This is a genomic window from Ensifer adhaerens (genome assembly GCF_000697965.2).
GTDB lineage: Bacteria > Pseudomonadota > Alphaproteobacteria > Rhizobiales > Rhizobiaceae > Ensifer > Ensifer adhaerens.
The window spans coordinates 2,119,287-2,132,237 of record NZ_CP015880.1 but is presented as its reverse complement, the minus strand read 5'-3'; the positions used below and the strand labels follow the sequence as shown (position 1 = coordinate 2,132,237).

Sequence of the window (12,951 nt, the reverse complement as noted above, 5' to 3'; positions counted from 1 at the left end):
GGGCGAGAGGCGGCCAATGTAACGGCCGCCGTCGTCGCTTACTTCTGCACCTTCACGATCAGGATCATCGGCCGGTCCATCTCTTCGGCCAGAGCCGGGATCTCGGCGATCTGCTCTTGCGTCGGCCGCCACTCCTCGACGTGGCGGATGGCGAAGCCTGCGCCAATCAGCGTGTTCAGCGTCGTGCCGATGGTGCGGTGGTGCTTGATCACGCCCTTGGCCAGCCAGTTCGTCGTGCGCGGGCCTTCGGCTGAGTAGTGATCAACGGGCCAGGTGCGCTCGCCATCGGTGATGCGCCAGCCGGGATTGTGCGAGGCCATGTAGATCGGGTGCTCGATGGTGAAGACGAAATGGGCGCCGGGTACCAGCGCCTTGTGGATGGTCGCGACCAGCCGGCCGAAATCCTCGACATAGTGGAAGGCAAGCGAGCTGTAGGCGAAGTCGAAGCTCGTTTCGGGCAGGTCGAGCTGGTCGAGATCGGCAATCTTGTAGTCGATTGCTGGATCTGATGTGTCGGCCTTGGCGCGGGCGATCATCTTCTCGGAGAGATCGAGCCCGAGCACATGGGCGGCACCGGCCTCGCGGGCGTGGCGCGAAAACCAGCCATAGCCGCACCCGAGATCGACGACGCGGCTTCCGGAAAGATCCGGTAGGAGCGCGCGAATCGCCGGCCATTCCGCGGCCCCGGCAAGACCATGCACCGAGCGCCCGAGCTGGCTGTAGCCCTCGAAAAACTCCTGACGATCATAGATGTTCTGGGCCATGGCGGTCTCTCCTTCTGGCTGTGCTTGTGCCGGCACCCGCCGCGCGAGAGGCGCGGGCGTCTGCGCGCGTTAGGGCGAGTGGGCATCCGGTGCCGTTACCGCGGGAACAGCATGTGCCTTTCGATCCTGCTCGAAACCGGCGGCGCTTCGAAGTGCCGGCGCGTCGATTGATAGGGCGCGTGTTGCCGCAAGGTCAAGTTGCGGCTGAAGTGCAAGCTTCTATTTCGTTTTTTTTGAGGGGTGCTAATGTTCGATTCTCGTGGTCCAGTCCGATTTGCGGAGGCGTAATGTCCGAAGCCATCCATCCTGCAGCCATCCATCACCTGCCGGGCTTTATTACAGCCCCGGGCCAGTCCGACTGGCTTTTGAATGCGGTTGCCGTTTTTCTGATCGTGGCGATTTTCGCGCTCGGTACACTCTATCTCAGGCTGCATTCGCTGCCGGAGGTCATGGCGCACAAGACCAACAAGATCCAGCTGGAGCTGGTGGCGGTCCTGGCGCTCCTGTCGCTGCTCACCCACAACAACCTCCTGTGGGGCGCAGCTCTGCTTCTCGCCCTGATCGACCTTCCCGATTTCTCCTCGCCGCTTTCATCGATCGCCGGTTCGCTGGAGCGGATTGCCGGTAAGGTGGACCAGCCGACCGTGCCGGAGGCGAGGGACGTGGAGGCCGAGCCTGCAGCAAGCCACCCACAGCCGCACGCGTTGCCCGGCCACGGCCACGCATCGCCCGCTCAGCCATCGACGGAAGGGAAGGCATAAGCCATGTTCGAGTTTATCCTTTGCTCGATGCTGACCATCCTGCCCGACTATCTCTTCCGCCGTTACGGCCAGGGAAAACGCATCGGGCGCGAGATCACCATCTATTCGGTCTGGTTCGAGCTGCGCTGGGGCATCACCGCCTGCATCGTGCTGACGATCTCGCTGATCACGCTGATCTTCTACTTCCATCCGTCGACGAAGAACGTGACGGCCGCGTTCCGTACGGTCGCCGTGCTGCCGGAGACCAACGGGCGCGTCACGGAGATCTATGCCACGCGCTTTGAGAAGGTGAAGGCCGGCCAGCCGCTGTTCAAGCTCGACAGTTCGGAGGAGGAAGCGGCCGCCGAGGTCGCCCGCCGCCAGATCGCCGAGGTTGACGCCGAATTGGCTGTCGGTCGCACCGAGCTTGTTGCCGCTGATGGCGCGATCGTCCAGGCACAGGCCGACGTGAAGCAGGCCGAGGACGAATACAACACACAGGTGGAGCTTAACCGGCTCAACCCGAACGTCGTTGCCCGCCGCGAAATCGAGCGCAAGCAGGTGCTTCTCGAAGGGCGCAAGGGCGCGCTGACCGCTGTGCTTTCCAACAAGCAGACGCTGGAGACGAAGCTGCAATCGCTGCTGCCGTCGCAGAAGGCCAGCGCCGAAGCGGCGCTGAAGCAGGCGGAGGTCGATATTACCAAGACCACCGTGCGCGCCGGCGTGTCCGGCACGCTGCAGCAGTTCACGCTTCGGGTCGGCGAAATCGTCAACCCGCTGCTGAGGCCAGCGGGCGTGCTCGTGCCGGAAGACGCGGGCCGGGCCCGGCTGGTGGCCGGCTTCGGGCAGATCGAGGCTCAGGTGATGAAGCCCGGCATGATCGGCGAGGCGACCTGCGTCGGCAAGCCGTTCACCATCATTCCGCTCGTCGTCACAGAGGTGCAGGACGTGATTGCCTCCGGCCAGGTGCGCGCCAGCGACCAGCTGATCGACGTTACGCAGATCTCGCAACCCGGCACGCTGACCGTGGTCATGGAGCCGCTTTATCCCGGCGTGCTCGACGACGTTCCGCCCGGCAGCAGTTGCATCGCCAATGCCTACACCAGCAACCACGACGAACTGGACAAGCCGGGGATCAGCACGCTGCAGTGGGCCTATCTGCACGGTGTCGATGCCGTTGGCCTCGTGCATGCGGCGATCCTGCGCATTCAGGCGCTGATGCTGCCGGTGCAGACGCTGGTGCTCGGCGGGCATTAAGCACGAAGACACGCGGCCGGGGTTTCCGATCCCGGCCGGCGCCTGCCGCCTGCAGATATTCCCCTTCAGGCGGGCCACCGCTTCCTTCAGCCTCGTCCGATCGGCCTGCAAACGTTGAACCCCCTCCTTGCAGGCGGGTCCCATCTTCCAGCGCCAAAGCCCGCGCGGGGTCCTCGCGGTTGAAGCGGTCGCGTGTGCCGTCGAATTGCGATGCGAGACAGCGCATCTTCGCGCGGCAAGATCGCTTCGGCTGCATCGTCGATCTTGCCGGGATCGATGGTTTCAAGGGCGTGGAATTCAACGGACAGCTTCCCACCTGAAAGGCCGCAATGTTTGCGGGAGCGATCTATGCGGCGCTATCTTCCGTTGCGTCTATGCCTTGCCTCCTTCTCTGGAAGGCCCCGAGAGCGCCGGGCCGTCACGGAGGGAAAAGGGGTGTCCAAAAATGATTGAGCCCCCGTGGGGACGGAGGCTCAAGCGCGCAATAAAATTAATAAAGCAACTGCACTGCAATATAACCACAAGCATGCATACTCTTCCGGGGATTGCATACTTCCGGGGCGCAATCGCAAGTACAGTGTGGCAAAAGCGTGATCTGAAAGCAATGGATTTTAAGGGGATTTTAATAGTCAATTTGGGTTACGGGAAAATCCCCAGCTTTTTCACCCAATCGGGTCAGGATTTTCCTGACGGTAGCCCGCATGGACAAAGACAAATCCCCCACACTCCCTTTTAGGTCTCGTCGGTCCCGATCGGCAGCGTCCAGGGCTCCCATATCGCATCGTGTATCGCGCCCTGGCGCAGGTAGAAGCGCTTGGCATTTTCGTTGCTCGCAAGCACCGACCATTCGATGCGCGGTGCGCCGATCGCTGCGGCATGACGTTTCAAGGCGTCGATCAGCGCCGCGCCGGCCCCCAGGGAACGTGCTGTTTCATCGACGAAAAGTTCCTTCAGCACCAGCGTCGGCTTCAGATCGTAGGTCCAGGGGATGACGTAATGCACAGCGATGCCGATGACACGGCTGCCAAACTCCGCGACCAGCACGCCAAAGCGTGGGTTGTCGCCAAGCCCATGCTCGATCAGATCGCTCTCGGTCACGCGGAACGCGTCAATATAAGCTTCGAAGACTGCAAGGCCGCGCATCAGCCGCAGCACGCAGGCGACGTCATCTCGTTTAAATGGGCGGACGATAACGGGTGACGCGGGCATCGCGATATCTCGTGCAAAGGGGTTAGCTGGCCGGGGCGGGTTACCGAGGGCCGGTGGAAGGCCGAACTTGCCGCATCATTTGCCGCAATCGCGATCGATTTCAGGCTGAAATCGATCGCGATCCAAAATGCTGCAGTGCCGCGCATCCGGCAAGGCGTGCGGCGCTGCAAAGGGCGTTTGGCGCCGGCTTAAGCAGCGAGCAGAGACAGCGCTTCGCCGGGGGTAGCGCCGGTCGCAAACGCGAGGCCTTCGTCTTCCCAGCCGGTGATGCCGCCGATCATGATTTTCACCGGCCGGCCGAGCCTGGCGAGCTTGAGTGCGGCCTGGTCGGCGCCGTTGCAATGGGGGCCGGCGCAATAGGCGACGAAGAGGGTATCGGCCGGCCACTCTGCCAAACGCTCCGCAGTGATCTGCCGGTGGGGCAGGTGGATCGCGCCCGGCACGTGGCGGCGCGCATAGGCCGCATCCGAGCCGACGACGTGCAGCAGCACGAAGTCCTGCTCGCCGCTCTTCAGCGCCTGGGCGACGTCGGAGCAATCGGTCTCGACGCTGAGCCGCCCGGCAAAATGGGCAATGGCGATCTCAGGCGATGCGGCGGGAATTTCGGTGACGGTGCTCATCGGGGTTCTCCTTGGCTCGGTGCGCGTTGACGAGGAAATGTGTAGCAGCACTGGATCAGGGCTGGCAGTTGGCAACATTGCCATATATGCTCAAGATCATGCCAAAGTCGTTTTCCGTTGCCGCACCACTCACAAACCCGCTCGTCGTGGCGCTCGCCTATGACGGGCTCTGTACCTTCGAGTTCGGCGTCGCCGTCGAGATGTTCGGCCTGCCGCGGCCGGAAATGGGCGAGGGCTGGTACCGTTTTGCCGTCGCCTCGGTCGATCCGGGTGAGCTTAGGGCGACCGGCGGCGTTCGCTTTGTCGCCGACGGCGGCATCGAGCTTTTGGGCCAGGCCGGCACGATCATCGTGCCCGGCTGGCGCGGCGCCGATCAGCCCGTGCCCGAGGCGGTGTGCCAGGCGCTGAGGGACGCCTGCGCGCGGGGCGCGCGCGTGCTTTCCATCTGCTCCGGCGTCTTCGTGCTGGCGGCTGCCGGGCTGCTATCGGGCCGGCGGGCGACGACCCACTGGCGCTATACCGACAAGCTGAAAGCGCTTTATCCAGACATCGAGGTGGTGCCGGATGTGCTCTATGTCGATGGCGGCGAGGTTCTGACCTCGGCTGGCAGTGCGGCCGGCATCGATCTCTGCCTGCACCTGATCCGCCGCGATTTCGGCAGCGAGGCGGCCAACCGCGTCGCCCGCCGTCTCGTCGTGCCGCCGCATCGCGATGGCGGCCAGGCGCAGTTCATCGAGCGGGCGGTGCCCGACGTGCATGAGAGCGCCCGGCTCGGGCCGCTGCTTGACCGTATGCGCGAACGGCTCGGTGAGGACTTTTCGATTGCGGCGCTGGCAAAGGCTGCGGGCATGAGCGAGCGCACCTTCCTGCGCCGCTTCGAGGCGGCGACCGGCACGACGCCGGCGCGCTGGCTTTTGTCCGAGCGGCTGTCGCGCGCCCGGCAATTGCTGGAGGAGACCGCGCTCGGCATGGAGCAGGTGGCGGAAGCCTCCGGCTTCGGCTCCACCCAGACGCTGCGTCATCACTTCCGCCAGCAGCTTTCGACGACACCCGCCGCCTACCGTGCCGCCTTCGGACGGATGGCGATTTCTGAAGGCGGGCTTGGGCGGGTCGCTGCGGAATAGGCCGCATCGTCGGTGCCGCATCCCACCTCAAACAACGGCCCCCACCGATTTCGATGGGGGCCGCCAGTCACGGTCTAGAATGTCAGCCGGGTATGCTAGCCTACTTGGGATCGCCGCCGCCGCCGATCCCGAGGCCGATGTCCTTCTTCGGATATTTGACGAAGGTCGCTGCGTGCTGGGTCTGCAGCTGCAGGATGGGGCCGTAGAGCCATTCATAGTCGCCATTGCTGCGGGTGATGCGCTCCTTGGGATCACGATAGATATCGAAGATCCAGGGGGCGACGCCGACCGGCGAGAATGTCGACATGCTGATGTTGGAAAATGGCTGGTCGTACTGCATGACCTTGAAATAGCCCTTGAAGTTTTCCCAGCGGATGGCCGAGAACTCGGCCTGGTTATAGGAGAAGACCGCCTGGCGGGACGTCTGACCGTCGTCGGCCAGCAGGAAGCTGCTCTGGTCGACACCGTCGATATAGCGCTCGGTCGGGATCTTGTCCTTGATGCCGGCAAGCGCCAGCGACGTGTTGAACAGGTCCATGAGGTCAAACAGGCCGTCGCTGATGCGCCCCGCCTTGATCATGCCGGGCCAGTAGGCGATGCCCGGCACGCGCACGCCACCTTCCCAGGTCGTGCCCTTGCCGGAGCGGAACGGGGTGAAGCCGGAGTCCGGGTAGCTGTCTTCCTCCGGGCCGTTGTCGGAGGTGAAGAACACGAAGGTGTTGTCGGCCTGGCCGGCGTCTTGAAGGGTCTTCGTCAGCCGCCCGACGATGTCGTCGACCTCGACCACGGCGTCGCGGTAGGGCAGCTTGGCGGGGCTGCGCCCCTCGTAGCCATCAGCGGCATAGTTGTCGAAATGGACCTTGGCAAAGGCGTGGATCAGGTAGAACGGCTTGTTGTCCTTGGCCGCGCGCTTGATGAAATCCACCGACCAGTTGGCAAAATCCTGGTCGACATTTCCCATCTGCTTCTGCGTCTCCAGCGGATAGACGATCTTCAGGTCGCCGCCCTTCTTGCCTTCGACCACGCCGTTATACTCGCTGAGGCTCTTGAACGTCTCCAGCCGCTGCGGATCGAGCATAAGCTGCGAATATTTCCGGCTGTCCATGTACTGCGTGTATTCGCTGACGACCGACAGGAAACCATGGAATTCGTCATAGCCGACGTCCTGGGGCTGCATGCCCTTGGCTTCGCCGATGTGCCACTTGCCCGAGAGGCCGGTGACATAGCCGTTGTCGCTCAGGAGCTTTGCCGCCGAGACCTCGTCGGCCCAGGGGTTCTTGGTGGGGTGGTCGCTCGCAAGCAGGGGACGCGTAAGGCCGCTTCGCGCCGGAATACGACCCGTCATCAGGGCCGCGCGCGAGGGCGTGCACACCGGCGTCGCATAGGCCGATGTCAGCTTCAGGCCCTCGGTTGCCAGCTTGTCGATGTTCGGTGTCGGAGCCCCGAGCATCGCGCCGCCGCCGAACGCACCCAGGTCGCCATATCCAAGGTCATCGACGAGCAGGATCAGGATGTTGGGTTTGCGACCGGTCCTCGTCTCAAACTCGCGAAGCCGGTCCGCGGCCGTCTGCTCCTGAGCGGGGCGCGGAATGGCCGGCTCCAGATAGTCCGCGGTTCTGACCGTACGGTCCCACCCCTTTGCCTCCTGGGCGTGCGACGTGGTGGCGAGCAACGTGAACGAAGCTGCAAGGGAACAAGAGAGAAGATAGTTGAAGGCCTTCATCAATCGTACTCCTCATTGGGGTATGGGATTGTCGATGATCTTTCAGTCGGTCTGGATCCGTCTCTGGCTCCAGCCACGTGCAGTCCTGAAAGCAATGGCCGAACTGGTGCGCACCTGCCCGTCCTTGCGACCGGACTTGGCGGCTCTGGTTTCAGGCATGGCCGAACTGCATTTCCGACACTGCGTTGTGCGTGCCGGAGCAAGACAGAAAAGCGGCAAGCCCGTAAGTACGTAACAGTTAAAAAATCCAAGGGCATGCTAGAACGATGGGTGCTCGCCCCAAGGCGTGCGCCCGGTAGCGCACGCCCAATTTCGTCGGGTGAACCAGGGCTACAATGTGACAGGGCGGCGTTCGCCGCCCTGTCACACGGTCATCCGTTGAGCTCGGCCTGAGGGGACGCAAGGTTGAAGTCGTCCTTGCGGAAGAACGACCGGAAGAACACGGCGTCGGGCGCGGAGGCGACAATCCGGGCGACGATGGCCGTGGCGACGATGGCAAAGACCAGCCGGCCGAAGAAGACGCTGGTGAAATCCGCCCCCAGCGCCACGACCACCAGCGTGTCCTCGATGAGGCTATGGCCAAAGCCCATGAAGACGCAGGCGAGGAACACCTGGCGCGGCTCGACCTTGGCCTCGCGCGCCTCGCGGATCAGAAGCGCGCCACCATAGGAAATGCCAAGCAGCACGCCGACGGCGGCAAAGGGCACGGTCTCGGTCTTGACGCCCGCAAGGCGAAAGAGCGGCGCCATGCCCCGGTTCAGCCATGCGAGGATGCCGACGAGCTTGAGGATCTCGATCGTCCAACTGAGCACGAGCAGCACGACGAGCATGGTCAGAAGCGTCTTCAGCGTGCCGAAGGCGAAGGCGACCCAGCCGGAGCCCTCGTTGGCCGGGATCCAGGTGGGGGCGAGCGGGGTTGCAAGCCATCCGGTGACGGCGAAGAGCTGATGCAGGAGGGCTGCGAAGATGAGGCCGCCGCCGATCCTTATCGCGGCGGTGACGAGGAAGCTTGGGCCCGCCTTCTGGATGATGCGCTGTTCGATCGGGATGGCATGGGCCACCAGCATCAGCGCCGAAAACACCGTCATGTCGGCAGTCGTCAGTTCCGAGACCGGCACCAGCGCGAAGACCACAACGACGGCGCCCCAGATGCCGACGAGCAGGCCGGTGAGCCACGCGAAGGCAAACTCGGGCGGCAGGCCGATCACCGTCATTACCGGCTCGAAGGCGGGTGCGACCGCGCGGATCACGCCGAGTTCCTGCAGCACATGGGTGACGATGGTGACGGGCACGATGATGCGCACCAGATCGAAGTAGACTTCGAGGGTAGCAAGGGTCTTGCGGTAGAGGATGATCAGGACGGTCATGGCTGTCTCTCCTTGGGATGTTGTCCAAGGACTAACGCCAGGCCGTTCGCAGTTGTGGTCAAAATATGCACCTTTGTGCAATAAAATTGCAAATGACCGCAACAGGGGGACGGACGGGGATGGACAAGATCGACAGCAAGCTCTTGAGGCTCTTGCAGGTGGATGCCTCTCGCACCAATGCCGAGCTTGCGGAAGAGGTTGGCCTTTCGCCATCGAGTTGCCTGCGTCGCATCAGGCGGCTACACGAGACCGGCGTCATCGACCGGATCGTCGCGGTGCTTAATCCGGCAAAGGCTGGTCGCACCATGAAGGCGATCATCACAGTCGAGCTCGAGCGCCACGGCGAGCAATATATCCGCCGCTTCCTCGACATGGCGGAAAAGGAGCCGGCAGTGATCCAGGCCTACAGCGTCAGCGGCGAGACCGACGCCATTTTGATGCTGCGGCTGAAAGACATGGACGAGCTCGACGCGCTGACCGAGCGGCTGTTTCGCGAGGAAACCAATGTCGCGCGCTACTACACCGCCTTCGTGATCCGTACCGGCAAGGAGACGACGGAGATACCGGTGTGAGAAGACACCGAACCACGGGGGACGACCCGAAACGACAGGCGCTGGCGGGCCGGCGGTCCCGACGGGATCCCGATCAAGTGTTTTCGACGAGATAATCGCGCAATCTACTCTTCAAACTCTCGACGACTTCAGGGTGTTTCAGGAAGTCAGCGATCGACATCATTGCCCACTGCTGGCCCTCGTCGCCAAACCTTACAGGCCCGAAACCCTCTTCGAGCTTGCCAACAAGGAAGTAACTTCCAGGGGCGATCGTATTCTGCGCCGGATAATACCGCGTCCACACGATCCACGCCGGATCGACCGCGATATCGAACTCCTCGCGGGTCTCCCTGATTGCGCACTCGACCGGGCTCTCATCATCCTCCCGTCCGCCCCCCGGAAGATCCCACATGCCGGGGAAGGGGATTTCCGGCTTCTGATCACGCTGGTAGGCAATCAAAAGCCCCTGAAAGAGCAATGCGATTTTTGCACCCTTGAAGGGGATGAAGGCCATTTGCGAAACCCTGCGCTTGCTGAGCGAAGCTCAACTCTCGTCTTCGATGAATCCCGATTTTTTGCAAAGCCGAAGATCTTGCAATTTGGCAACGCTCGCAATGATTGTTTCTGGTGTGACACAACCCGGCGTTTTCCGGCTATACCATTCTGACAGGCGTCGTCTTATCTGGACCGAAAAGGCCGGTTGACCGGGAGCATGACTGGAAATCTGCCCCCGGCGCTTGAGCTGCCGTTACTTCACCGCAGCGTTCCCTCCATCGGCAAAGAGCGCCGCACCGGAGACGAAGCTTGCCATCGGGCCTGAGAGGAAGAGGGCGGCCTGGGCGATTTCTTCCGGCTGGGCGATGCGCTTCATGGCGTGCAGGCCGGCCGCCCATTCCTTGTTTTCCTTGCTGCCGGCCGCCGGCGTGTCGACGCCGCCGGGCAGGAGCGCATTGGCGCGAATGCCCTTTGCGCCATAGTCGGCAGTGATGCCCTTGACGAGGCCCATCAGGCCGGCCTTTGCCGCGCCATAGGCGGCCATGCCGGGAATACCGACGCTGGTGCCGACGAAGGTGGAGGTGAAGACCAGCGAGCCGCCGTCACGCGCGAGCATTGCCGGGATCTGGTGGCGGGCGCCGAGGAAGGCGGAGGTGAGGTTGGTGGCAAGCGATTGCTGCCATTCCTTGAACGTGATCTCGGCGACCGGCTTCATGACGTTGACCGCGCCGGCATTGTTGACGGCGATGTCGAGGCCGCCGAAATGCTTGAGCGCCGCTTCCACCAGCCGGATATGGGTTTCTTCCGCGGTGACGTCGCCGCCAACCGCGATCGCTTCGCCGCCGTCCTCGCGGATCGCTTCGACGACGGCGTCAAGCTGCTCTTCGCCGCGGGCGTTGGCGACGATCTTCGCACCCTCGGCGGCAAAGAGCCTGGCGACCGCACGGCCGATGCCGGAGGAGGCGCCGGTGACGATCACGATCTTGTCTTGCAGCATGGTCATGGACTTTTCCCTTCTCTTGATTGATGCGCCCTGACTACTGCCGGCGGGCATCAGCGCCCACCCGATTTCCGATCGGTGATTGTGACGGCGCAGATTCTCAATCGCCCCGGTGGCATAGTCCGGGCCGACAACGAGGGCAGGGAAGAAGGGATGCTGAGGACCTATGGCGGCAGCCGCCATTGCGGCGCGGCGCGGATCGAGACGGACCTCGACTTCAGCGTCGGCACGGAGAATGCAACGGCACGGCCTGCATGAAGAGGCGGCTCTGGTCGATGGTGGCGAAGCCCGACGCCTTCCGGCTGATCACCGGGGAGGCGGCACTGACCGACTATCGCGGCCACAACCCGGCCGCCCAGTCTTCGTCATCCGTGCACACGGCGTCCGAGGCGTTCGCCGGCGTGGTCAGACATAATGGTGCAGATGCTGCCGGCGTCCGGGCCATGGTCGATACAGCCAACCAGAAACCCGAGATCGCCAGAGTGCAGATCGCCCATGCCTGCGGCACCTGCCAGCTTCTATTCGCTTAGTCTTTATCCGGCGCAGTTGACATATCGCGCATGACTGCCTCAGCCGCGACTTCGGCATTGCGTCTTGAGCCCGAGATGGTTCCGGATTTTATGAGCTGCTTGCCATCAAGCAGTAGCTGCCAGTTCCATGTGTTCAGGCCGCGTCCCTGGATGCGGAGTTTCAATCTGTCGGGATCGTACTTCGTCACTGCTTGCTCCTTTGACTGCACTTTGACAGATCAATGGCCAAACCAAAACTAAGCGATGAGGTCAAGACCTACATCGTAAAGGCTCTGGCATGCTTCGACAGCCCGCCCGTCGTCGCTGCGGCGCCTTTGGCGGCCCTGCGTCCGGCCCTCGGGCGTATCTAGTCCAGTCGCCGTTGTCTTCAGCGCGGCCAGCGTTTCGCGCAGCGCCCGGTCCAGCCGCTTGTCGCTTCGAAGCACCAGGGCGAAGCGGCGGAAGAGCGTTGGGGTGACGGGCCGCACCACCAGCCGTTCCCGGTCGCCGGGGCGAAGGGCGATTTCCGGAACGAGGGCTGAGCCGAGGCCGACGGCGACCATCTCCTTGATCGCGTCGACGCTGCCGAGCGCCATCACCGGCTTGACGGTCGTGCCTGTGGTGGCCAGCCATTCGTCGGTGATCCTTCGCGTGTTGGCGCCGGGCTCGTAGAGGATCAGCGGCCGTTCAGCCAGGATCGCGGGCGTGACGGTATCGGGCAGGGCGCTTCCGAGCGGCGCAATCGCCACGAAGCGCTCGTCGAAGAGCGGCGTGATATCGAAGATGCGGCCGGAAACGGGCAGGCTGACGAGGCCGATGTCGATGAGGTTCTCGTCGACCGCGCGGACGATGTCGGCGCTGTTGCCGGTTGTCACGGTGATGTCTAGATCAGGAAAGCGGCGCTTGAGATCGGCCAGAAGCGGCGGCAGCAGGAAGGCGCACGGGGTGGCGCCGGTGCCGAGCCGGACGCGCCCGAGAACGCCTTTGGCGTGGCGGGCGACGGCCTCGATCGCCCGGCTGGTGGCAGCCTCGATGCTGCCGGCATGGGCCAGCAGCTCCTCGCCGGCCGCACTCGGCCGCGCCCTGCGGCCGACCCGCTCGACCAGGCGCACGCCGAGCTGCTTCTCCAGCACCCGCACCTGCAGGCTGACCGCCGGCTGGGTCAGGCCCAGGCGCTCGGCGGCGGCCGAGAAGCTGCCGAGTTCGGCGACCAGCGCGAAGGTTTTGAGATAATCGAGGTTGAGAGCACTCATGGCCAGGTTTCTCTTATTGTCAAAGTTTCTCTTATGCGTGGAATAGGAATGCTAAGCTTCTTTTAGGAGATGTCGAGGCGCAGACTGTGTCCATGGTTGGAAAAGAAACATGGATGTTCGACATGATCCGGGAACTCGGTCTTTATCTCGTTGCTTCGCCGCGCTCGCGGTACTGGCAACTGCAGCAACTGCGCGAACTGGATGCTGAGCATCTGGCCGATATCGGCCTGACGGAGGCGGAAGCTCAGCTGGGAAGGCGCAAGGTTGCGCCGGTTCCGGCGCGCGAAGGGGCCGTCGTCGTTCCGCATGCGGACGCCGCACGGGCGGGCGCGATGTAGC

The 12,951-nt window shown here is 63.3% G+C and carries 14 protein-coding genes and 2 pseudogenes; 7 read left to right on the top strand and 9 right to left on the bottom strand.

All coding sequences use genetic code 11. The features are described 5' to 3' along the window. Positions 1 to 38 precede the first annotated feature (38 nt). Entirely contained in the window at positions 39 to 764 is a 726-nt protein-coding gene (locus FA04_RS10315; RefSeq protein WP_034792789.1) for a class I SAM-dependent methyltransferase, read from the bottom strand. 287 nt (positions 765 to 1,051) lie between these two features. Here FA04_RS10315 and FA04_RS10310 point away from each other — a divergent pair, with 287 nt between their 5' ends. Next, positions 1,052 to 1,525, top strand: a complete 474-nt coding sequence (locus FA04_RS10310) for a hypothetical protein (protein WP_051659258.1) — start codon at positions 1,052 to 1,054, stop codon at positions 1,523 to 1,525. Between the two features lie 3 nt (positions 1,526 to 1,528). Beyond that, a complete protein-coding gene (locus FA04_RS10305; RefSeq protein WP_034792791.1) occupies positions 1,529 to 2,761 on the top strand; it encodes an HlyD family secretion protein in 1,233 nt (410 codons plus the stop codon). 732 nt (positions 2,762 to 3,493) lie between these two features. Here the strand turns inward: FA04_RS10305 and FA04_RS10295 are convergent. Together FA04_RS10295 and FA04_RS10290 are read right to left on the bottom strand one after the other, a co-directional pair. Then, positions 3,494 to 3,970, bottom strand: coding sequence for a GNAT family N-acetyltransferase (locus FA04_RS10295; protein ID WP_034792793.1), 477 nt, complete (start codon positions 3,968 to 3,970; stop codon positions 3,494 to 3,496). 188 nt (positions 3,971 to 4,158) lie between these two features. After that, the gene (locus FA04_RS10290) at positions 4,159 to 4,590 is read right to left on the bottom strand and encodes a rhodanese-like domain-containing protein (protein WP_034792795.1); all 432 of its coding nucleotides are present in this window, start codon (positions 4,588 to 4,590) and stop codon (positions 4,159 to 4,161) included. An 86-nt stretch (positions 4,591 to 4,676) separates the two neighbouring features. Here FA04_RS10290 and ftrA point away from each other — a divergent pair, with 86 nt between their 5' ends. Further along, positions 4,677 to 5,714: a transcriptional regulator FtrA gene (ftrA, locus tag FA04_RS10285; protein WP_113080969.1), complete on the top strand. Its 1,038-nt coding sequence runs from the start codon at positions 4,677 to 4,679 to the stop codon at positions 5,712 to 5,714. A gap of 100 nt (positions 5,715 to 5,814) precedes the next feature. On the opposite strand, the gene FA04_RS10280 is transcribed toward ftrA, so the two are convergent. Together FA04_RS10280 and FA04_RS10275 are read right to left on the bottom strand one after the other, a co-directional pair. After that, entirely contained in the window at positions 5,815 to 7,437 is a 1,623-nt protein-coding gene (locus FA04_RS10280) for an arylsulfatase (protein WP_034792797.1), read from the bottom strand. Between the two features lie 371 nt (positions 7,438 to 7,808). Continuing rightward, entirely contained in the window at positions 7,809 to 8,804 is a 996-nt protein-coding gene (locus FA04_RS10275; RefSeq protein WP_034792799.1) for a nucleoside recognition domain-containing protein, read from the bottom strand. 119 nt (positions 8,805 to 8,923) lie between these two features. Here FA04_RS10275 and FA04_RS10270 point away from each other — a divergent pair, with 119 nt between their 5' ends. After that, positions 8,924 to 9,376: an Lrp/AsnC family transcriptional regulator gene (locus FA04_RS10270; RefSeq protein WP_034792802.1), complete on the top strand. Its 453-nt coding sequence runs from the start codon at positions 8,924 to 8,926 to the stop codon at positions 9,374 to 9,376. A 73-nt stretch (positions 9,377 to 9,449) separates the two neighbouring features. Here FA04_RS10270 and FA04_RS10265 read toward each other — a convergent pair whose 3' ends face one another. Next, on the bottom strand, positions 9,450 to 9,869 hold the full coding sequence (locus tag FA04_RS10265) for an NUDIX domain-containing protein (protein WP_034792818.1): 420 nt from the start codon (positions 9,867 to 9,869) through the stop codon (positions 9,450 to 9,452). Positions 9,870 to 10,103: 234 nt separating this feature from the next. Beyond that, complete coding sequence (locus FA04_RS10260) at positions 10,104 to 10,853, bottom strand: SDR family oxidoreductase (protein ID WP_034792821.1); 750 nt, start codon at positions 10,851 to 10,853, stop codon at positions 10,104 to 10,106. 251 nt (positions 10,854 to 11,104) lie between these two features. Here FA04_RS10260 and FA04_RS10255 point away from each other — a divergent pair, with 251 nt between their 5' ends. After that, positions 11,105 to 11,380: a hypothetical protein gene (locus FA04_RS10255; RefSeq protein ID WP_034792847.1), complete on the top strand. Its 276-nt coding sequence runs from the start codon at positions 11,105 to 11,107 to the stop codon at positions 11,378 to 11,380. Here FA04_RS10255 and FA04_RS10250 read toward each other — a convergent pair. Then, on the bottom strand, positions 11,377 to 11,568 hold the full coding sequence (locus tag FA04_RS10250) for a hypothetical protein (protein WP_034792850.1): 192 nt from the start codon (positions 11,566 to 11,568) through the stop codon (positions 11,377 to 11,379). The genes FA04_RS10255 and FA04_RS10250 overlap by 4 nt on opposite strands. 33 nt (positions 11,569 to 11,601) lie before the next feature. Between FA04_RS10250 and FA04_RS35870 the strand changes: the two are divergent. Beyond that, a pseudogene (locus tag FA04_RS35870) lies at positions 11,602 to 11,691 on the top strand (DUF2280 domain-containing protein); the annotation flags it as partial. 60 nt (positions 11,692 to 11,751) lie between these two features. Here the strand turns inward: FA04_RS35870 and FA04_RS10245 are convergent. Continuing rightward, positions 11,752 to 12,612 (bottom strand): annotated as a pseudogene (locus FA04_RS10245) (LysR family transcriptional regulator); the annotation flags it as partial. A gap of 113 nt (positions 12,613 to 12,725) precedes the next feature. On the opposite strand from FA04_RS10245, the gene FA04_RS10240 reads away from it, so the two are divergent. Next, entirely contained in the window at positions 12,726 to 12,950 is a 225-nt protein-coding gene (locus tag FA04_RS10240) for a YjiS-like domain-containing protein (RefSeq protein WP_034792853.1), read from the top strand. The last annotated feature ends 1 nt before the right edge of the window (position 12,951 follow it).